At 63.7% G+C, this 20535-nt stretch carries 12 protein-coding genes; 10 read left to right on the plus strand and 2 right to left on the minus strand.

Annotation, left to right across the window (positions count from 1 at the left end):
• Positions 1–226: 226 nt before the first annotated feature.
• The 5 genes from addB to rlmN all read left to right on the plus strand — a co-directional run bounded on the left by addB (position 227) and on the right by rlmN (position 10474).
• Complete coding sequence (addB, locus tag V6766_RS24700) at positions 227–3418, plus strand: double-strand break repair protein AddB (RefSeq protein WP_448470902.1); 3192 nt, start codon at positions 227–229, stop codon at positions 3416–3418.
• Positions 3414–6935 (plus strand): double-strand break repair helicase AddA, encoded by a 3522-nt coding sequence (addA, locus tag V6766_RS24705; RefSeq protein WP_448470911.1) that lies wholly within the window; start codon positions 3414–3416, stop codon positions 6933–6935. Before addB ends, addA begins: the two co-directional genes overlap by 5 nt.
• 104 nt (positions 6936–7039) lie before the next feature.
• A complete protein-coding gene (gene trxA, locus V6766_RS24710; protein ID WP_448433122.1) occupies positions 7040–7363 on the plus strand; it encodes a thioredoxin in 324 nt (107 codons plus the stop codon).
• A gap of 130 nt (positions 7364–7493) precedes the next feature.
• Positions 7494–9053: a glucan biosynthesis protein gene (locus V6766_RS24715; protein WP_448470903.1), complete on the plus strand. Its 1560-nt coding sequence runs from the start codon at positions 7494–7496 to the stop codon at positions 9051–9053.
• Positions 9054–9244: 191 nt separating this feature from the next.
• Positions 9245–10474 carry a 23S rRNA (adenine(2503)-C(2))-methyltransferase RlmN gene (gene rlmN / locus V6766_RS24720; RefSeq protein WP_448470904.1) on the plus strand — a complete coding sequence of 410 codons (1230 nt, stop codon included), beginning with the start codon at positions 9245–9247 and terminating at the stop codon, positions 10472–10474.
• Between the two features lie 320 nt (positions 10475–10794).
• Here rlmN and V6766_RS24725 read toward each other — a convergent pair whose 3' ends face one another.
• Positions 10795–11445, minus strand: a complete 651-nt coding sequence (locus tag V6766_RS24725; protein ID WP_448470905.1) for a LysE family translocator — start codon at positions 11443–11445, stop codon at positions 10795–10797.
• Between the two features lie 127 nt (positions 11446–11572).
• On the opposite strand from V6766_RS24725, the gene V6766_RS24730 reads away from it, so the two are divergent.
• From V6766_RS24730 to V6766_RS24750, 5 genes are all read left to right on the plus strand, one after another.
• Positions 11573–12538, plus strand: a complete 966-nt coding sequence (locus tag V6766_RS24730) for a phosphoribosylaminoimidazolesuccinocarboxamide synthase (RefSeq protein WP_448470906.1) — start codon at positions 11573–11575, stop codon at positions 12536–12538.
• Complete coding sequence (locus V6766_RS24735; RefSeq protein ID WP_448470912.1) at positions 12538–13140, plus strand: TetR/AcrR family transcriptional regulator; 603 nt, start codon at positions 12538–12540, stop codon at positions 13138–13140. The genes V6766_RS24730 and V6766_RS24735 overlap by 1 nt, the downstream gene beginning before the upstream one ends.
• Positions 13141–13285: 145 nt before the next feature.
• Positions 13286–14524 carry an efflux RND transporter periplasmic adaptor subunit gene (locus V6766_RS24740; protein ID WP_448470907.1) on the plus strand — a complete coding sequence of 413 codons (1239 nt, stop codon included), beginning with the start codon at positions 13286–13288 and terminating at the stop codon, positions 14522–14524.
• A gap of 48 nt (positions 14525–14572) precedes the next feature.
• Positions 14573–17707 (plus strand): efflux RND transporter permease subunit, encoded by a 3135-nt coding sequence (locus V6766_RS24745; RefSeq protein WP_448470908.1) that lies wholly within the window; start codon positions 14573–14575, stop codon positions 17705–17707.
• A gap of 97 nt (positions 17708–17804) precedes the next feature.
• Positions 17805–19202 (plus strand): efflux transporter outer membrane subunit, encoded by a 1398-nt coding sequence (locus tag V6766_RS24750; protein ID WP_448470909.1) that lies wholly within the window; start codon positions 17805–17807, stop codon positions 19200–19202.
• A gap of 9 nt (positions 19203–19211) precedes the next feature.
• On the opposite strand, the gene V6766_RS24755 is transcribed toward V6766_RS24750, so the two are convergent.
• Complete coding sequence (locus V6766_RS24755; RefSeq protein ID WP_448470910.1) at positions 19212–20204, minus strand: P1 family peptidase; 993 nt, start codon at positions 20202–20204, stop codon at positions 19212–19214.
• Positions 20205–20535: the final 331 nt, after the last annotated feature.

The raw sequence follows: 20535 nt of genomic DNA on the forward strand, positions 1-20535 counted from the left end.
CCGGATGGGACGATGCCTTCCTCATCTCAATGATCGCTCATATGCGATAGCCCTGGGGGCGAGGGGGAGCATGCAGCAATCACCGAATATCGCGGAAAGGCCGAGCCTTGCAGGTGTCCCCTTCTCCCCTCGGGGAGAAGGTGGCCGAAGGCCGGATGAGGGAACGGCGCTTGCGTCCTTCCGCCATGCTTCGTAAAACCTGCAAAGCGAAGCAGGGAGCGAAGACGTGACGCAAGGGCGGGCGAGATTGTGGACGATACCGCCGGGCGTTTCGTTTCTGGACAGCCTTGCCGCAAGCCTGCTTGAGGGACGGCTGACGGATCGGTTCCGCCACGACCCCAAAAATCCACTGGCGCTCGCCGATGTGAAAATATTCCTACCCACCCGCCGCGCGGTGCGCGAGCTCCGCGCCTCCTTCGCAGCGCAGCTTGGTGGCGAGGCGGCGATCCTGCCGGAAATCCGCGCGCTTGGCGAAGTCGACGAGGATGAGGGGTTTTTGGGCGAAAACCTGCCGGAGGCCGCCGAATCTCTGCCGCCGATCGAGCCGGTGCCGCGCTTGCTGGAGCTTGCCGGGCTGATCCTGCCTTGGCGCAACCGGCTTTCCGATGAACTTGCGGGTCTCCACGGCGGCTCGCCGCTGGTGGCCCCGGCAAGCCCGGCGGATGCGGTCTGGCTTGCCCGCGACCTTGCCGAACTGATCGATGCGATGGAGACCGAAGGGGTCGACTGGGAGCGACTTTCGGCGCTGGAACAGGACAATTACGCCGTCTGGTGGCAGCTGACCGCCGAATTTCTCGGCATCGCGGCGATCTACTGGCCGGGCCGGCTCGATGAACTCGGCCGGTCCTCTGCGGTCGCCCATCGCAACGGCCTGCTAGCGGGCGAGGCGGAGCGGCTGCGCGGCCTTTCCTCGCCCGTGATCATCGCCGGTTCCACCGGCTCGGTGCCAGCGGTGGCGGGGCTGATCGCGGCGGCAGCCGAGATGGAAAACGGCGTGATCGTGCTTCCCGGTCTCGACACCGCCATGCCGGACGCGGACTTTCGGGCGCTGACAGCCCCCGATCTCAACCCGGCCATGCCCGATCCCTCGATCCGCAGCCATCCGCAATATGAAATGGCGCGGTTGATCAAACGCCTCGGCGTGACCCGCGAAGATTTCGAAACGCTGGAGACGCCGGAGCCCGTAAAGGCTGCCCGTCACGCGGTGCTCGCCGCCGCCTTCGCGCCGGCAGAGGCGACCGATCGCTGGGAGACGTGGCGCGAGACGATCGCCCCGGATGATCTCACGCGCGGCTTTGCCAATGTCGCGCTGGTCGAGGCGGCCAATGAGCGGCAGGAGGCGGTTGCCGTGGCCATTGCGCTGCGGCTGGCGCTTGAGGAGGAAACCGGGGACGGCAGGCCGGCGCGCGCGGCGCTGATCACGCCCGACCGGGATCTCGCCCGGCGGGTGGCGGCCGAACTCGGGCGGTTTGCAATCGAAGCCGATGATTCGGCCGGCACACCGCTTGCCGCGACCGGGCAGGGCACGCTGCTGACGCTGATGCTGGAGGCGGCGCTGAAGCCCGGCGACCCGGCAACGCTCGCTGCCCTGCTGAAACACCCGCTGGCCCGCTTCGGTCTGTCGGCCCGCGCCATGCGCGGGGCAAGTGCGGCCTTCGAGCTGATCACGCTCAGGGGCGGCACGCGGCTGGTTCCGCTCGGTCATCTGGAGGCATTTCTGGATGACGCGCTGGAAAAGCAGAAGGACGACCGGCACCCGCCGCGCTGGCGCTCGGCCTTGCCGAAGACCGCAGCCGAGGATGCCCGCGATCTCGCACGGCGCATCGACGCGGCCTTCGCGCCGCTGATCGAGACCCATGTGCCGCGCGGGCCGGACCGGGCGCCGATCACCGAGAACCTTACGCTTGCCGACTGGGCGGCGCGCACCGGCCGGGCGCTGGAGGCGGTGGCCCGCGATGCGAGCGATGATCTGGCGGCGCTGTGGAGCGGGGAGGCAGGCGAACGGCTGGCGGCCGTGCTTTCCGAGATCATGGGCTCCTCGACGCCGATCGAGGCGGACGGGCCGCAATGGATCGAGATCGTTGCGGCGCTCTCTGCCTCCGAGGCGGTCAAGCCTCGCCAGATGGGCAATCCCCGCGTCTTTATCTTCGGCGCGGTCGAGGCGCGGCTGCAGGACATGGACACGATCGTGCTTGGCGGCATGAATGAGGGCGTGTGGCCGACCCAGCCGAAGAACAACCCTTTCCTGTCGCGCGGGATGAAGGCCGAGATCGGCCTGGAGCCGCCGGAAAAGCGCGTCGGCCAGCTTGCCCATGATTTGTGGATGGCTGCCGGCGCGCCGCGTCTGGTGATTTCGCGCGCGCTCCGGCAGGGCACAGCGCCGACCGTTGCCAGCCGCTGGCTGCAGCGGTTGCTGGCCTTCGGCGGCCCGGGTCTTGCCGCCGATCTCAGCCATCGCGGCGCGGTTTATCGCGACTGGGCCGAGGCGCTCGATGCCGCGCCGCGCCAGCCGATCCCCGGCCGACCCGCGCCCTATCCGCCGGCCGAGCGCCAGCCGGAGCGCTATTCCTTCTCCGAGATCGGCCGGCTGCGGCGCGACCCTTACGCGGTCTATGCCCAGAAGGTGCTGAAGCTCGATCCGCTCCTGCCGTTCAACGCCGATCCCGGCGTCAAGGAGCGGGGCATTCTCTACCATGCGCTGGCCGAGCGCTTCATCAAATCCGGCGCGCAGCCGGACAGTGAAGAAGGCCGGGCGGTGATGGACGAGATCATCGCGGAACTGCTGTTTACGGCCGAGCTTGCGCCGCATCTCGCGGTAAGCTGGGTGCCGCGCCTGCGCTCGGTCGCCGACGAATTCCTCGCCTTCGAGACGCGCAGGCGGGCGCTTGTTCCGATCGAGAAATCGCTGACGGAGGTTCCGGCCGGCTTCGATATTCCGCTTGCCGGCGTAAGGCTTACCGGCATTGCCGACCGGATCGACATGCTTGCGGGCGGCGGCGCGGAGATCATCGATTACAAGACCGGCTCATCGCCATCGCTGAAACAGGCCCGCACCCTGCTCGATCCGCAATTGCCGCTGGAGGCGGCAGCGCTTGCGGCGGGCGGTTTCAAGGAGGTTGCGCCGGTGGAAGCGACAAGCCTCAAATATGTGCGGCTGCGGCCCGGCCACCGGTTCATCGGCGAGGCGCTGGAGAAGGCGGAGACAGCCAAGGAGGCGGCGATTACTGCGGAGGAGCTGGCAGCCGATGCGCTCAGGGAGTTCACCCGTTTCGTGATCGCGCTGAAATCCGGCGAGCGGCCCTTCGCCTCGCGGCTGGTGCCGGCGAGCGCACGCGATTTTTCCGGCGAGTACGACCATCTGGCCCGCGTCGCCGAATGGTCGACCGCTGAAGACGGGGAGGGCGGCGATGACGATTGAGAGCGAAACCGCGCCCGGACATGACGCCGATGCCGAGACCTGGCTTTCCTGGACCACGGGACGGCAGCGGCTTGCCTCCGATCCGGCCCGCTCGGTCTGGGTCTCGGCCAATGCCGGCTCGGGCAAGACCCATGTGCTGACCCAGCGCGTCGTCCGGCTGCTGCTCGCGGGCGCGCGGCCCTCCGCGATCCTCTGCCTCACCTATACCAAGGCGGCGGCGTCCGAAATGTCGAACCGGGTGTTCAGGCGGCTCGCCGAATGGGCGGTGCTGCCGGAGACCGCCCTTGCCGACGAGATTGCCGAAATCGAGGGCGCGCGGCCCGACGCGCTGAAGATCGCCATGGCGCGGCGGCTGTTTGCGCACGCGCTGGAAACACCGGGCGGGCTGAAGATCCAGACCATCCACGCCTTCTGCGAAAGCCTGCTGCACCGGTTTCCGCTGGAAGCCAATGTCGCCGGCCATTTCTCGGTGCTGGACGACACCGCCGCCGCCACGCTTCTGGCCGACGCCCGCCTCGGCCTGCTGACGGCGACCGCCAGCCGCGAGGACCTGGCGCTTTCGAAGGCGTTCCAGACCGTGCTGGAGATTGCCGATGACAGCGGGCTTGAGAAGCTCCTCGGCGAGATCGTGCGCAACCGCCATGCGATCCGGCCGTTTCTGGAGGGTGCACGCGGAAGGCTCGAAGAGGCGCTGCGCGAGGCGTATGGATTCAAGGCGGATACTTCGCCCGAAACGATTGCCGGCAAAGCGTGGCCGCTTCCGAGCCTTGGCGAAGGCGACTATTCGGCGCTGATCGCGATTGCGCGGGCCGATGGCGGCAAGAACGCCGCGAAATTTGCGGAGACACTGGCCGCAGCCTTCGGCGCGGATGACGCGGTTGCCCGTTTCGGCCTGCTTGAGGAGGCATTCCTGACCAAGGCCGGCCTTCCGAAGGCGGAACGCACGCTGGTGTTCAAGAGCCTGCGCGAGAAAGCGCCCGAGATTGCCGAGGCGGTGCTGGCCACAGCCGAGCATGTCTTTGCCATGCGCGATACGCTTGCCCGCTTCCGCATCTTCGAAAAGACGCTGGCTGCGCTGACGCTCGCCGACCGGTTGGACCGGCGCTACGAGGAGCTGAAGCGCAGGCGCGGCAAGCTCGATTTCGAGGACCTGATCACCCATGCAGCAGGCCTTCTGACCCGGCCCGATTCCGGCCAGTGGATCCACTACAAGCTCGATCAGGGCATCGACCATATTCTGGTGGACGAGGCGCAGGATACGGCACCGCTGCAATGGGATGTGGTCAGGGCGCTGAGCGAGGATTTCTTCTCCGGCGCGGGCGCGCGGCCGGGGCGGCGCACCATGTTTGCCGTCGGCGACGAGAAGCAATCGATCTATTCCTTCCAGGGGGCGCGGCCCGAGCGCTTCTCCGCCGAGGGCCGGCTGACGGCGCGACGGGTGGCGGCGATCGATGCCGATTTCGCCCGGATCGGCCTGCCGCTCTCCTTCCGCTCGACCGCATCGGTGTTGTCAGCCGTCGACCTCGTGTTTTCGGTGCCGGAAAACCGCAAGGGGCTTTCGGCTGAAGACGAGGCCACGGTGCATATCTCCAACCGTATCGGCCATCCCGGCCGCGTCGAGGCTTGGGACGTTATCGCGCCGGCCGAAGTGATCGAGACCGATGACTGGACCGCGCCCTTCGACGCCACGCCCGACGAGGCCCCGGCGGCGATCCTCGCGCGGCGGATCGCCCACCGAATCGCCGCCATGGTCGGAACCGAGACGCTCGTCGATCACGGCGTCAGCCGCACGGTGCGGGCCGGCGACGTTCTGGTGCTGGTGAGAAAGCGCGATGCCTTCGTCAATGCGCTGACCCGCGCGCTGAAATCGCCCTACGATATTCCGGTCGCGGGCGCCGACCGGTTGCGGCTTGCCGATCATATCGCGGTGAAGGACCTGATCGCGCTTGGCCGTTTTGCCGTATTACCGGAGGATGATCTTTCGCTTGCAGCGATCTTCAAGAGCCCGCTGCTCTCGCTTTCCGAAGATGATCTCTTTGCCGTCGCCGCCATGCGCAAGCCCGGCGAGCATGTCTGGTCGGCGCTGCGGCGGATTGCCGGTGCGGGCGATGAGACGCTGGCCGCCGCCGTCGAAACGCTGGAACGGGTCATCAACGCCGCGCGGCGGCGCACCGCCTTCGATTTCTATGCCGGAATCCTGGCGCGCGAGGGCGGAAGGCGGGCTTTTCTCGCAAGGCTCGGCAGCGAGGCCGGCGATATTCTCGACGAGTTCCTCAACGCCGCCAAGGGGCATGAGGATACCGGCCTGCCGGGCCTGCAGAGCTTTCTCGATGTGCTGGAGACCGGCGGGCTGGAGATCAAGCGCGAGCAGGATCAGGGCCGCGATGAAGTGCGGATCATGACCACCCATGCAGCCAAGGGGCTGGAGGCGCCGGTGGTGTTTCTTGTCGATGGCGGCGGCAAGCCGTTCGAGCCCCGCAACCTTTCGGGCTTTCGGGTGATGGCTGGCGATGTGCCCGTCTGGCATGGCAGTGGCCGGGATGCCGACAGTCTGGTTACCGCCGATCTCGCCCGGCGCGAGGCCGAGGCCAAGGAGGAATATCGCCGGCTGCTTTACGTGGGCATGACGCGCGCCGCCGACCGGCTGATCGTGGCCGGCTATCGCGGCCGCACCGAGGTGCCGGATACCTGGCACCGCATGGTCTGGTCGGCGCTTGAAGGCGATCACCGTGTCAACGAGACGGCAATCGCTGGTCCCGGCGGCGAGGAATGGCCGGCGCTGGTCTTCGAGGAAAAGATCCCGCCGCACCGGTTTGAAGCGGCCAAGGCCGGCAAGGCCGCCGCCGAGAAGCCGCCGCTGCCGGAGGCGCTGCTGACGCCGTTTCGCGAGAGCGAACGGCCGCGGCCGCCGCTCAGCCCATCGCGCGCCGGCATCGAGGTCGAGGACCCCGCGCCGATGACCGCCTCGCCGCTGTTCGAACGGCCGGAGATCAATCTGGCGCTGGAGCGCGGCCGGCTGGTGCATCGGCTGTTGCAGATATTGCCGGGCTTCGAGACGGATGACCGTGCCGCCGCTTGCCGACGCTATCTCGACCGCGCGGCCTTCTCGTTGCCGGAGGAAGAACGCGCCGCGATTGCGGAAAGCGTGATGGCGGTGATCGGCGATCCCCGGCTGCAGGCCCTGTTTGCCCCCGAAGCCCGCCCCGAGGTCTCGATTTCCGGCACCGTGCGGCTTTCAGGCGGGGCCTATACCGTTTCCGGCCGGCTCGACCGGCTGGCGGTTGATGGCGGCCGCGTGCTGCTCGCCGATTTCAAGACCAACCGCAACCCGCCGGGCAATAGTGAGGCGGCGCCCTTCAGCCATGTGGCGCAGATGGCGGTCTATCGCGAAATTCTAAAACCGCTCTACCCGGACCACGAAGTCGATTGCCTGCTGATTTATACTGAAGCTGCGACAGTGCGGGTACTCGGTGACAATGAATTGGCGGAGGCGCTCGCAACACTTTCAAAAAAATGAATGTTACGGCATTGATTTTTTGTGAAACAGTGCTCACATGCCTATCAACAATTGCGAAAGACGGGCAGGGTACGCCGCTTTCGGCAACGCCAAGGAGTTCTCAAATGACGACAGTCAAGGTCACTACAGCCAATTTCAAGCAGGAAGTGCTTGAGTCCGCCGAACCCGTCGTGGTCGATTTCTGGGCCGAATGGTGCGGCCCGTGCCGGATGATCGGCCCGAGCCTGGAAGAAATTGCCGAGGAAATGAACGGCAAGGTCAAGATCGCCAAGGTCAATGTCGATGACAATCCGGATCTGGCGGTCCAGTACGGCGTCCGCTCGATCCCGATGCTCGCCATGTTCAAGGGCGGCGAACTTGCCGACGTGAAGGTCGGCGCCGCGCCGAAAACCGCGCTTTCGAGCTGGATTTCCGGCGTCGTCGGCTGAAAACAGCCACATTTTGCAGTCATGAAGCCCGCCATTGCGCGGGCTTTTTTTTGATCGAGGCGGAACCTGGCGGGTTATGCCGCGTTTTGGCCTTCAGCATAATTATGGCCAAAACGGAGTTTACCTCTTGATGACGACGATGCGTTCTGTTTCGCCCTCTCTTCTCAGCCTGTTTGTTGTTCCCCTGATGCTGCTGCCGGCGACGGCTTTCGCCTTCGAGCCGGAACTCGGCCCGGCAAAACCTTTCTCTTTTGAAACGCTTGCCGAAGAAGCGAAAGCGCTTTCCGAAAAGCCGTTTGAGCCCTATCCGGTGCAGTCGCCGGAACTGTTCGAGAAGATCGATTACGACGCGCACTGGAAGATCAGGTTCCGCACAGACCACACCGTGGATGTCGGCGATGCGCCGGTTCAGTTCTTCCATCAGGGCCGCTATTTCAAGGAACCGGTCACGATCAGCCTGGTCGAGGATGGCGAAGCACGCGAGGTGGTCTACAGCGCCGATTATTTCGACATGCCGGAGGATAGCCCCGCCAAGGCCGTCGAGGATGTCGCGGGCTGGGCCGGGTTCCGGGTGATGCGGCCTGATCTGAAGACCGACTGGATTTCATTTCTCGGCGCGTCCTATTTCCGCACCGATGGTCCTGACAAGCAGTATGGCCTTTCGGCGCGCGCGCTGGCTGTCGATACCGGCCTGTCGGCGGCGGAGGAATTCCCGCGCTTTACCGCGTTCTATCTGGAGGAAGACGACAACGCCGATGAGGGCATCGTCATCTATGCGCTACTGGATAGCAAGAGCGTCGCCGGGGCCTACCGGATCGAAGCGGAAAACACCGATGGCGAGGGGCAGGTGCTGCATATCAAGAGCCGGCTGTTCTTCCGCGACGCGGTGGAGCGGCTCGGCATCGCGCCGCTGACCTCGATGTACTGGTATTCCGAAACCCACCGCAACATGGCCTTCGACTGGCGTCCGGAAGTGCATGACAGCGACGGTCTGGAGATCGTCACCGGCGGCGGCGAGCAGATCTGGCGGCCGCTCAACAATCCCGACCGGGTGGTGACTTCGAGCTTCTACGACGACAATCCGCAAGGCTTCGGCCTGATCCAGCGCGACCGCGATTTTGACCATTATCTCGATGACGGCGTGTTCTACAACAAACGGGCGTCGGCCTGGATCACGCCCGAGGGCGACTGGGGCAAGGGCATGGTGCAGCTCGTGGAACTGCCGTCCGATGACGAGATTTACGACAATATCGTCGCCTACTGGCTGCCCGAGGACCTGCCCGAGGCCGGCGACGAACGCGATTTCGCCTATACGCTGACCTGGGCCAAACGCGGGCCTGAAAACGATGCGCTGGCCGAAACCGTGGCGAGTCGGATCGGCCGCGGCGGCGTGCCCGGCCAGCCGCGCCCGGACGACCAGATCAAGGTCGTGGTCGAGTTTTCCGGCGATGCCGTTTCGGGTCTGACCATGGAAGATGGCGTCGAGCCGGAAGTCTCGGTCGGGCCGGGCGCGGAACTGCTCGATGCCTTCGCCATGCCGATCGTCGGAACCGATGACTGGCGGCTGACCTATGACCTGAAGTTCGAGGAAGGCGCCGATACCGTCGATGTTCGCGCCTATCTTTCCAAGGACGGCGCGCCGCTGACGGAGACCTGGCTCGGCCAGTTTCACGCCGGCCAGTTCGAGTAAACCTGTCCTTGCCGGGGCGCGGCTTCTTGGCCGGTGCCCCGGCAAGGGATGACGCGGCGGCAATTTAGTGCTATAGGCTCGCGCAAACGGGCGGCCCTATGATAGCGCCCGATGATTTTTCATAGCGTATCAGCGGGTTCGCCCTGCCGCCTGAATGGCCGGCGGCGAACGGCCGCGTTGCCGGAGAGACCATGTCCGTAGCCGAAATCGATCTTGAAGCCCAGCGCGCCCGGCCGCGCCCCGCCGCCGCTCCGACGCAGGGCAAGACCACGCTGATCGGCCTTTCCAAGCCGGAACTTGCCGAGGCGCTTTCCTCGGTCGGCGTCGCCGACAAGCAGATCAAGATGCGCGTCAGCCAGATCTGGAACTGGCTCTATGTGCGCGGCGTCTCGGATTTTGCCGAAATGACCAATGTCGCCAAGGATTTGCGGCTGAAGCTGGCGGAAGCCTTCGACATCGCCCGGCCCGAGATCGTCACCGAGCAGATTTCGACCGACGGCACCCGCAAATGGCTGATCCGCTTTCCGTCCCACGGCGCGGGCAAGCCGGTCGAGATCGAGACTGTCTATATTCCGGAAGAAGATCGCGGCACGCTCTGCATCTCCAGCCAGGTTGGCTGCACGCTGACCTGTTCCTTCTGTCACACCGGCACTCAGCGCCTGGTGCGCAATCTGCGCCCTGAGGAAATTCTCGGCCAGCTTCTGGTGGCCCGCGACGCGCTCGGCGATTTTCCGAACCGCGATGCGCCGAACGGCGCCTTCATCCCGGAATCGGACCGCAAGGTCACCAATATCGTGATGATGGGCATGGGCGAACCGCTCTATAATTTCGAGGCGGTCAAGAAGGCGCTGCTGATCGCGTCCGCCGAGGACGGCTTGTCGCTGTCGAAGCGGCGGATCACGCTCTCGACCTCCGGCGTGGTGCCGGAAATCTACCGCACCGGCGACGAGATCGGCTGCATGCTGGCGATTTCGCTGCATGCGGTGCGCGATGATCTGCGCGACATTCTGGTGCCGATCAACAAGAAGTACCCGCTGGAAGAGCTGATCAAGGCCTGCCGCGACTATCCGGGCCTGTCGAACGCCAAGCGCATCACCTTCGAATATGTGATGCTGAAGGACGTCAATGACAGCCTCGAGGACGCCCGCGATCTGGTGAAGCTGCTGAAGGGCGTTCCCGCCAAGATCAACCTGATCCCGTTCAACCCGTGGCCGGGTTCGAACTATCAGTGTTCCGACTGGGAGACGATCGAGCGCTTCGCCGATTTCATCAATCAGGCCGGCTACGCCTCCCCGATCCGCACCCCGCGCGGCCGCGACATTCTGGCGGCCTGCGGCCAGCTGAAGTCGGAATCGGAACGCATGCGCAAGACCGAGCGCCTCGCCTATGAGGCGATGATGATCGCCAATCACGGGGATTGAGGCGAGGCGGTGGTTTTGCCGCTTGCTCCCAATACTCTCTCCCGCTGGCGGGAGAGATGCCCCCAAAGGGGCAGTGAGGGTGGCGCGGCTTATCAAACCGTGAGGGCATTCGCGGTGACAGATTCCCCCCTCACTGTCGCTTTCGCGACATCTCTCCCCTCCGGGGCGAGAAGTTTTGGGGGCTGTGCGGCGAGGTGCCGTCGTGCTCGGGCCGCGCTTTCGGCCTGCGAGCCTGCGACCAGTCTATAGTGTCGCTCAGGTCCTCGCCCGCCTCAAACCGCCTGTCAAATTCTTGTGCCTTCATGGCCGTCGATCTTATTTCACCGCGCCTGCGTGAGCAATATCTTCACCGCAAACAGCGAGAACACGCCGGCGAACAGGTAGTCGATGGCGCGCAGCACCCGTTTGTGGGTCTGCAGCCAGCCGGAGAGCCGGTGGGCGGCGATGACGATCGCGATCGTTGGTAGGAGCGCCACAGCGATGAAGGTGAAGCCGAGGAAGAGCAGCTTGCCGGTCACGTTCGGATCGTTCGGCGTCACGAATTGCGGCAGGAAGGTCATGAAGAAGATGATGACCTTGGGGTTCAGCAGATTGACCCAGAAGCCGTTCGCCATCGCCGCCTTCAGCGAGCCGCGCTTGCGCTCCGGCCGCGCCTCCGCCTCCAGCACGAAATTATTGCCCTTGCGGATCGCCATCACCGCGATCCAGAGCAGGTAGGCGGCACCCCCGCTTTTCAGGATGAAGAAGGCGGTGGGCGAGGCGATGATCAGGGCGGAGACGCCGAAGGCAACCAGGATCGTGTGGACGCAGATGCCGAGATTGGTGCCGACGAGCACGGCAAGACCCGCGGCGCGACCCTCCCTCAGCGCCTTGCTGATCGACAGCGTCATGTCAGGGCCGGGGGTGAGCGCCAGAAGCAGGGTTGCGGCGGAAAAGGCGAGGAGAACGGGAAGCGAGGGGATGAAATCCATGGGATACCTGCATGAGGGTAGACCCTCATTATGATTGCCGACGAGGTTAACAATCTGTAATGAGGGCGGTGAGGCTTTGCAAGATTCCACACTTTGCGGCAGGGCCGAAACAGGGAAGGGATTGTTCTTGCGCGTTCTCGATGAAGCCTTTTTTCCAGAGCTGCCGAACTATTATCGCGGCAAGGTCAGGGAAAACTACGATCTGCCGGATGGCCGGCGGATCATCATCACCACCGACCGCATCAGCGCGTTCGACCGGGTGCTGGCTTCGATACCGCACAAGGGCGCGATCCTGACGCAGATCGCCCGGTTCTGGTTCGAGAAAACCGCCGATATCGCCGCCAATCACGTGGTCGCCTATCCCGATCCGAATGTGGTGGTCGGCAGAAGGCTCGACATTCTGCCGGTCGAGATCATCGTGCGCGGCTATCTCGCCGGCACCACCGATACCTCGATCCTGACGCGCTACAAGCGCGGCGAGCGGACGATCTACGGCATCACCTTTCCCGATGGCATGCGCGACAACGAGGTTCTGCCCGCGCCGATCATCACGCCCACCAGCAAGGCCTTCGACGGCGGTCATGACGAACCGCTGACGGCGGCCGAGATCGTCGAAAAGGGGCTTTTGACGCAAGTCGAGTGGGACGAGGTTTCGTCGACGGCGCTGAAGCTTTTTGCGCGCGGTCAGGAGATCGCGGCGCAGCGCGGCCTGATCCTCGCCGACACCAAATACGAGTTCGGCAAGGACGCCGATGGCAATATCCTGCTCGCCGACGAGATCCATACGCCTGATTCGAGCCGCTACTGGATGGCGGAAAGCTATGAGCGGCGGTCTGCGGCGGGCGAACGGCCGGAAAGTTTCGACAAGGATTTCATCCGCTCCTGGGTGGTGGCGCGCTGCGACCCCTACAAGGATGAGATTCCCGAAATTCCCGTCGATGTCATCGGGGCGGCCTCCGGGGTTTATGCGACGGCATTCGAGATGATCACCGGCCGAAGCTTCGTGCCGGATGAAAGCGGCGAGTCGGTCAAGGCAAGGGTGCGGGAGAACCTGAAGGCCTATTATCCCGAAGGGAACTGGAGCGGAGCGTGATGCGCAGACCACGGCGTACCGGGGAGGAGACGAGAGAGGCGATACTGGTGACGGCCGAACGTCTGTTTCGCGCGCGCGGTTTTGCCGCCGTATCGATCGCCGATATCGCCGCCGAGCTCAACATGTCGCCGGCCAACGTGTTCAAGCACTTCAAGAGCAAGCTGACGCTTGGCCGGGCGATCGCCTACCGCCACGGCCGCAGGCTGGCCGAACGTTGCGGCATTGAGGATTCCTCGGGAACGCCCGACGAGAAGCTGAAGCTCTTCCTCTCGCGGCTCGCGCGTGAGCATGTCTGCGACAAGCTGGAGAATCAGTATCTTTTCGAGATGATCCCGCTGGTGCTGGAAGATCCCGCCAAGGGCGGCAGAATCTATCGTCGACTCGTCGAGGACAGACTCTGCGTCCTGATCGCCGAAGCCATGGAGGACGGTATCTACCGGCCGGGCGATCCAGTGCGCGATGCGGCGGTGGTCGTCGACATGCTGGCAAGCGTGCTCCACCCGAAAATGCTGCAATGCGTTGATCCGGCGGCGCTTTCGGACAAGGCGGCGCTGATTATCGACCTGATCGACAGCGGATTGAAATACCGAGTTGCAAAGTGATGATTTCTGAGATACGTCACTAAGGCAATTCAGGGGCCGCCGGCCTCATTCCGCTCTCATGTGTGGCAGATATGTTGTTTCCTGCCACGTTTAGACTGTGTTAAGAAAACGACCATTGTTCATTTTCTATACTGGATAGGTGCCCATGCTGTCGCGCAAGCTTCCGATCGCTGCCTTTACCGTTCTCGCATTCGCGCTCGGCGCTTGCAGTGATGATGGCAAGAACCAACAGGGCGCCGGCCAGCAGCCTCCGCCGCCGAAAGTTGGCGTTATCACGCTGACGGAGCAGACGGTGCCGCTGACCACGACCCTGCCGGCACGGGCGGTCGCCTATCAGTATGCCGAGATTCGTCCGCAGGTAACCGGCATCATCACCAACAAGGCCTTCAAGGACGGCGCCCTGGTGGAAGCCGGCGACCTGCTTTACGAGATTGAAGCGGATACCTATGAAGCCGCGCTCGCCTCGGCCAAAGCCAGCCTCGAGAAGGCTAATGCGGTCGTGCCGGGTGCCAGGGAGAATTACGAGCGCTATCAGCGAATCGTAAACACCGGCGCCACCGAGATCCAGGTGACCGACGCCAAGACCCAGTACGATACGGCTCTTGCCGATGTGAGTGCAGCGCAGGCGGCCGTTAAATCGGCCGAGATCAATCTCGCGCACACCAGGATCACCGCGCCGTTCGGCGGCGTTCTCGGCGTGTCCAACGTCTCGGTCGGCAACCTTGCCTCGCCAACCGCGACAACCGCGCTGGTCGATCTCAACCAGCTCGATCCGATCTATGTCGACATGTACGAATCAGCCGGACAGGTTCTGTCGGCCACGGGCAAATATGCCGATTTCAAATCGGAAAGCGACCTGTCCAAGGTCAAGGTCAACGTCCAGCTCGATGACGGCAGCACCTATGATGTGACCGGCAATCTCGACGTTTCGGCCCGCACGGTCGACCAGTCGACCGGCACGGTGAACCTGCGTGCCATCTTCGACAATCCCGACCATGTCCTGCTGCCCGGCATGTTCGTGCGCGCCACGCTGACGGTTGCCGAGGAACAGGGCTATCTCATTCCGCAGCTCGCAGCCCAGATCGAGGCCGGCGGCAAGGTCTCCGCGATGTTCGTGACCTCCGACAACAAGGTCGAGACGCGGGTCTTCGACGACGTGATGGTCTCCAACAATTCCTGGCTGGTGCAGAAGAACGTCTCGGACGGCGACCGTCTGATCGTCGACGGCTTCCAGTCGCTCGTGGGCGGGGTGACCGACGTCACGCCGGTGCCGGCGAAGATCAATGACAAGGGCGTCGTGGTCGATGACACGTCGGGTTCCTCCGGCGGTTCTTCGAGCGGTGGTTCATCAAGCGCTGCAGGATCAACAGGCGGAAATGGCTGAGCGCAAGGCTTGTGCAGGCACCGGAACCAAGCGCTCGAGGTATGATTAATGGCTAATTTCTTTATCAACAGACCCGTTTTCGCCTGGGTGATCGCCATTGTGATCATGCTCATCGGCGGGCTTGGCATTTCCCAGCTTCCTATTTCGCAATATCCGCAGATCGCGCCGACGACGATTTCGCTCTCCGCCAGCTATCCGGGCGCGAGTGCCAGAACGGTCGAAACGACGGTGACCAATGTTATCGAAGACGGGCTGACCGGCTTCGATGACATGCTTTACCTCACCTCGACGTCGTCGCCCGGCCTGGCGCAGATTTCGGTGATCTTCGGGCCCGGCATCGATCCGGAAATTGCCCAGGTCGAGGTGCAGAACAAGCTGCAGCTCGTGCAACCGCAACTGCCCGACGTGGTGCGCAATCTCGGCATCACCGTCAGCCGGTCGTCATCCAGCTTCCTGATGGTTGTCGCGCTGACCGACAGCAGCGGCCAGTATTCCGCCGCCGACCTCGGCAACATCATCGACAGCTCGATCAATGACAGCATTGCGCGCCTTGAAGGCGTCGGCAGCGTTCAGGGGTTCTATACGCCCTATGCCATGCGCGTCTGGCTCGATCCCTACAAGCTCAACCAGTACAATCTGACGGTTGCCGACGTTTCCAACGCCATCCAGGCGCAGAACCAGCAGGTTGCCGTCGGCGATGTCGGCGGTAATCCCTCCGTCGAGGGCCAGCAGCTCAGCATCACAGCGGTTTCGGCCACCCAGCTCGAAAACGTGATGGAGTTTGAGAACATCATCCTGAAATCGACCGAGAACGGCGCCACCGTCACGCTCTCGGATGTCGGCAGGGTGGAGCTCGGCCAGCAATACTACCAGTTCTACACCTATTATAACGGCCTGCCGGCTGCCGGCTTCGCCGTCGAGCTCGCCAATGGCGCCAATGCGATCGACACCTCGAAAGCGGTGACCGATTTCATGGACTCGATCAAGCCGGCGCTGCCGCAAGGCGTCGATGTGATCTACCCCTACGACACGACGCCCTTCGTCGAACTGTCGATCGAGCAGGTGGTTCACACCCTGTTCGAGGCGATCGTGCTGGTGTTCGTGGTGCTGCTGGTGTTCTTGCAGAATCTGCGCGCGACGCTGATCGCCACGCTTGTCGTGCCCGTCGTGCTGCTCGGCGCCTTCGGCGTGCTCGCCTTTGCCGGTTTCTCGATCAACACGCTCACCATGTTCGCCATGGTGCTGGCGATCGGCCTATTGGTGGACGACGCGATCGTCGTGGTCGAGAACGTCGAGCGAATCATGCATGAGGACGGTCTGCCGCCGAAGGAGGCGACGCAGAAGTCCATGGGCGAGATCCAGGGCGCGCTGGTCGGCATCGTGATGGTGCTGACGGCGGTGTTCATTCCGATGGCGTTCATCGGCGGCTCGACCGGCATCATCTATCGTCAGTTCTCGATCACGATCGTGGCGGCGATGATCCTGTCGGTTCTGGTGGCAATGATCTTCACCCCGGCGCTGTGCGCGACCCTGCTCAAGCCGGTCGATCCGACGAAGAAGGATCGCGGACTTTCGGGTTATTTCAACCGCGGCTTCGAACGCGTGACCAATGGTTATATCCACGGCGTCGCGCTCATGCTCCGCTGGCTGATCCCGGTTTTCGCGGTTTTCGCCGTCCTGCTTTTCGGGGTCTATCATTATTTCACCCAGCTTCCCGAATCCTTCCTTCCCGATGAAGACCAGGGCTCGCTGTTCGTGATCGTCAATCTTCCGACCGGAGCGACGACGGAGCGAACCGGCGCCGTCACGGAGCAGGTAGGCGCCTATTTCCGCAATCAGGAAAAGGACGCCGTCGAGGCCGTGTTCACGGTTCTGGGCTTCTCCTTCGCCGGTCAGGGCCAGAACTACGCCATGGCCTTCGTCGAGCTGAAGCCGTTCGACGACAGAACGGACAAGAGCCTGACCGCCGCGGCGGTGGCGCAGCGCGCCAACGGCTATTTCTACATGAATGTGCGTGATGCGCAGGTCTATGTGGTGCAGCCGCCGTCAATTCCGGGCCTTGGCCAGTCCACCGGCTGGACCGGCTATGTCGTGGACAGCGGCAATCAGGGCCAGGACGCGACGCTTTCGGTTACCAACCGGATCATCCGGCAGATGAATCAGGGCGGCATCGCCGCGCAGGTTCGCACCGACACCCAGCCGGATGAAACCCAGCTCAAGCTTGCGATCGACGACCAGAAGGCCGGGGCCTATGGCGTGAGCATCGCCGAAGCCACCGGCATGCTGGCGACCATCTATGCCGGCTCGAACATCAACAACTTCACGCTCGATGACAAGGTGAAGAAGGTCTACGTGCAGGGTGATACGCCCTACCGCATGCAGCCGGAGGACATCTATCGCTGGTATGCCCGCAATCTCAGCGGCGACATGGTGCCGTTCTCCGCCTTCACCGATATCGAATGGACCACGGGCGCGCCGTCGCTGGCCCACTACAACGGCAACTCCGCCGTCGATATCCAGGGGGCGACCATGCCGGGCTATGCTTCCGGCCAGGCCATGGACCAGCTTGTCGACATGGTGGAACAGACCCCCGGCGGCTTCACCGTTGCGTGGACGGACATGTCTCTGCAGCAGGTGATCTCCGGCAATGAGGTGACGTATCTCTACATGATCTCGGTGCTGTTCGTGTTCCTCTGCCTTGCCGCGCTTTATGAAAGCTGGAGCATTCCGTTCGCGGTGATCCTGGCGGTTCCGGTCGGCATTCTCGGCGCGGTTCTGGCGGCGAACCTGCGGGGCATGGAGAATGACATCTACTTCAAGGTCGGCATGCTCACCACAATGGGCCTGGCCGCGAAGAACGCCATTCTGATCGTGGAATTCGCGCGCGAGCAGAGCGAGAAGGGCGATTCGCTCTATGATGCCACCCTTCACGCCGCCCGCATGCGTCTCAGGCCAATCATCATGACCTCGCTCGCCTTCATCCTCGGCGTCACGCCGCTGGTGCTGGCGACGGGAGCCGGCTCGGCGGCGCAGAATGCCATCGGTACGGCCGTGTTCGGCGGCATGCTGGCGGCCACGACCCTTGGCATCTTCTTCGTTCCCTCGTTCTTCGTCGCCGTCTGCCGCATCATGGGCATCGGCAAGAAGGACCAGAAAGCGGCAGAAGAGCAACAGGCGGTTTAAAACCGGGTTAAGCATATTGCGCCGGGCGCGGCCCGGCGCTTACTAATAGGCAGTTGGTCCGCGTCGCGGATCGGCAGAACTGACAGGATATTTTCAGATGTTGTTGCGCCGTATTGCATCCGTTCCGCTGCTCATGGTTTTCCTGTCCGGCTGTGTCGTCGGGCCGGATTATGTGGCGCCGACAGCGGCGCTGCCGGACAAGTTCAGCGAAGGCAGCAGTCAGCCGGTCGGCGATGTGACCGATGTCGCCTGGTGGAGCGCATTCAACGATCCGCTGCTGACCAGCTATGTCCAGCAGGGCATGGTGCAGAACCTCTCGGTGCTGCAGGCGCTCGAGAGAATCGTTCAGGCCGAAACCAATGTCGTGTCCGCGACGGCGGGGGCCTATCCGCAGGTCAACCTCAACGGTTCGGATACGGTCGGGGCTTCCGGCGGCGACGGCGCCTCGGCTCAGTCGCGCAAGATCACCAATACCTTTGGCGGATCGGTTCCGGTGTCCTGGGTGCTCGATCTGTTCGGCCTGTATGCCCGTTCCGGCGAGGCAGCGCTCGACCAGCTTGATGCCGCCTATGCCAGCGCGGATGTCGCCAAGCTCACGCTGATCTCTCAGCTGATCGACGCCTATATCTCCGCCCGGCTTTATCAGGAGCGTCTGGCGATCGCGCGATCGAACCTCAACAGCCGGCGCGAAACCCTGCGCCTCACCCAGTTCCAGCTTGATGCCGGCGCGGCCTCCCGGCTCGACGTGGTCCAGTCGGAAGGCCTGGTGAACGCGCAGCTTTCCACGATCCCGCAGCTTGAAGCCGATTACCGCAAGCAGGTCTACGCGCTGTCGACGCTGATGGGGCTTCCCGCCGCCACGCTGATTGACCAGATGAACAAGGTGAAGCCGATCCCGGTGGCCAAGGCCCGCCTTGCATCCGGCGTTCCCGCCGATCTGATCAGGAACCGGCCCGATATTCGCGGCGCGGAACGCAATCTGGCCGCCGCCACCGCCAATATCGGCGTCGCCGAGGCCCAGCTTTATCCGACGATTTCGCTCGGCGGCACCATCCAGGCCAGCGTTTCGGGCAGTTCGCTCGGCAATGCCGGCGTGTCGTCCTGGTCTTTCGGTCCGACGCTCAACCTGCCGATCTTCGACGGCGGCGCGCTCCGGGCCAATGTGACCAAGTCGGAATCGCAGGCGCGCGAGGCCTATCTGGCCTGGAAGCAGACCGTGCTCAACGCGGTTCAGGAAGTCGAATCTGCGCTGGCGCAGGTCACCCGCGATGGCCGCACCGTGGCATCGCTGCGGGCGACGGTCGCCTCCTATCGCGACGCCCTGTCGCTTTCGACCTCGAGCTACAAGGATGGCGCGATCTCGCTGCTGGACGTGCTCGATGCCCAGCGCGCGGTCTCCGATGCGGAAGCCAATCTCGCCAATGCGATCGCCCAGCAGGCGAGTGATTTCGTCGCGCTCAACGTGGCGATCGGCGGCGGTTACGCTGCGCAGTAAAAGGCGGCGTCAGCGTCGGCCAAACCTTTCTGTCCAGCTTGCAAGCGCTCCCCTCTGCGGGAGCGTTTCTGCTTCATAGACCCCGCGCGCGATCGCCCGCGCCATCGTGCTCGCCGCCAGCATGCAGATCTCGGCGAAGGCCAAATCATCAGGGGCCTGCTTCTCGCAGGTCGCCGCCGACAACACCGTGTCGCCATCGAAGGGAAGATGCGCCGGCTGGATCGCGCGGGCGAGGCCGTCATGGGCCATGACGGCTAGACGGTGGCATTGTTGTTTTGTCAGCCGCGCGTCGGTGGCCACCACGCCGATCGTCGTCGCGGTAGTCGGCCCGCCCTTGATGGCGAGACGATGGGCATCCTCCGGCATGGTCGCGGGCAGGCCGCGGCCGCCGAACTCGCCGTCCCGCTCGAGGCTCCCCGCCCAGAAATAAGGGCTGTCTCCCATGGTCACGCTGCCCATGGCATTGACGGCCACCAGCGCCGCCACCGTGAAGCCGGCCGTGCTGACCGCGCTGGCGGAACCAAGTCCGCCCTTGAGGTTGACGGTGGTGGCGCCGGTTCCGGCGCCGACCGTGCCGAGCGCGAACGGACCCTTCGCGGCGTTCTTATAGGCCTGATAGCCGAGATCGCGATAGGGCGCATGCAGCCCCCAGTCCTTGTCGCCGCCATTGAGAAGGTCCATCAGGATGGCGCCGGGCACGATCGGGATCAGCGCCGGGCCGATAGCAAGTCCACGGCCATCGGCGCGAAGGCCGGACTGCACGCCGCCGGCCGCGTCCAGTCCGAAGGCCGAGCCGCCGGACAGCACGAAGGCGTCCACCGTCTCCACCGTGCGGGCCGGATCGAGCAGAAGCTGGTCCCGGCTTCCGGGCGCGCCGCCAAGCGCAAGACCCGAGGCGACCGCCGGCCGATCGAAGATGATCGCGGTCACGCCCGAGGCGAGGTCGAGATCATGGGCATGGCCGACTGAAATGCTGTCGATATCGGTAATGAGATTTTTCATGGAGACGCCTTTCATTGCTGCTTCCCAATGAAGACAGGCCCTCCGGGGCCGTCGCGGTCAATGGGAAAGAGGAAATTCGCAAATAAATGCGCTTTTTTGAAAATACCTTGTTGACTTCCAAGGCCGGTTCACCCTATATGCGCATCACCGACGGGGTCGACGGTCGCTCTCGCGAACAACACTGTTGACCCTAATTTCGCCAATTAGCTCTGCTGATTGACGTGTTTGAACTCAAAAGGTTTGGCACGCGAAACGGAATTTTGACGGATGGTTCCATCCGTCGGTTATTTGGACAATTGAATATGTGAAGAAAGAGAAACGTGGCGAGCGG

It is taken from the genome of Martelella sp. AMO21009 (assembly GCF_053484295.1).

Coding starts and splice junctions, on each gene's coding strand:
- trxA (WP_448433122.1), top strand. CDS start 7,040: ATGACGACAGTCAAGGTCACTACAGCCAATTTCAAGCAGGAAGTGCTT.
- V6766_RS24715 (WP_448470903.1), top strand. CDS start 7,494: ATGACGACGATGCGTTCTGTTTCGCCCTCTCTTCTCAGCCTGTTTGTT.
- rlmN (WP_448470904.1), top strand. CDS start 9,245: ATGTCCGTAGCCGAAATCGATCTTGAAGCCCAGCGCGCCCGGCCGCGC.
- V6766_RS24725 (WP_448470905.1), bottom strand. CDS start 11,445: ATGGATTTCATCCCCTCGCTTCCCGTTCTCCTCGCCTTTTCCGCCGCA.
- V6766_RS24735 (WP_448470912.1), top strand. CDS start 12,538: ATGCGCAGACCACGGCGTACCGGGGAGGAGACGAGAGAGGCGATACTG.
- V6766_RS24740 (WP_448470907.1), top strand. CDS start 13,286: ATGCTGTCGCGCAAGCTTCCGATCGCTGCCTTTACCGTTCTCGCATTC.
- V6766_RS24745 (WP_448470908.1), top strand. CDS start 14,573: ATGGCTAATTTCTTTATCAACAGACCCGTTTTCGCCTGGGTGATCGCC.
- V6766_RS24750 (WP_448470909.1), top strand. CDS start 17,805: ATGTTGTTGCGCCGTATTGCATCCGTTCCGCTGCTCATGGTTTTCCTG.
- V6766_RS24755 (WP_448470910.1), bottom strand. CDS start 20,204: ATGAAAAATCTCATTACCGATATCGACAGCATTTCAGTCGGCCATGCC.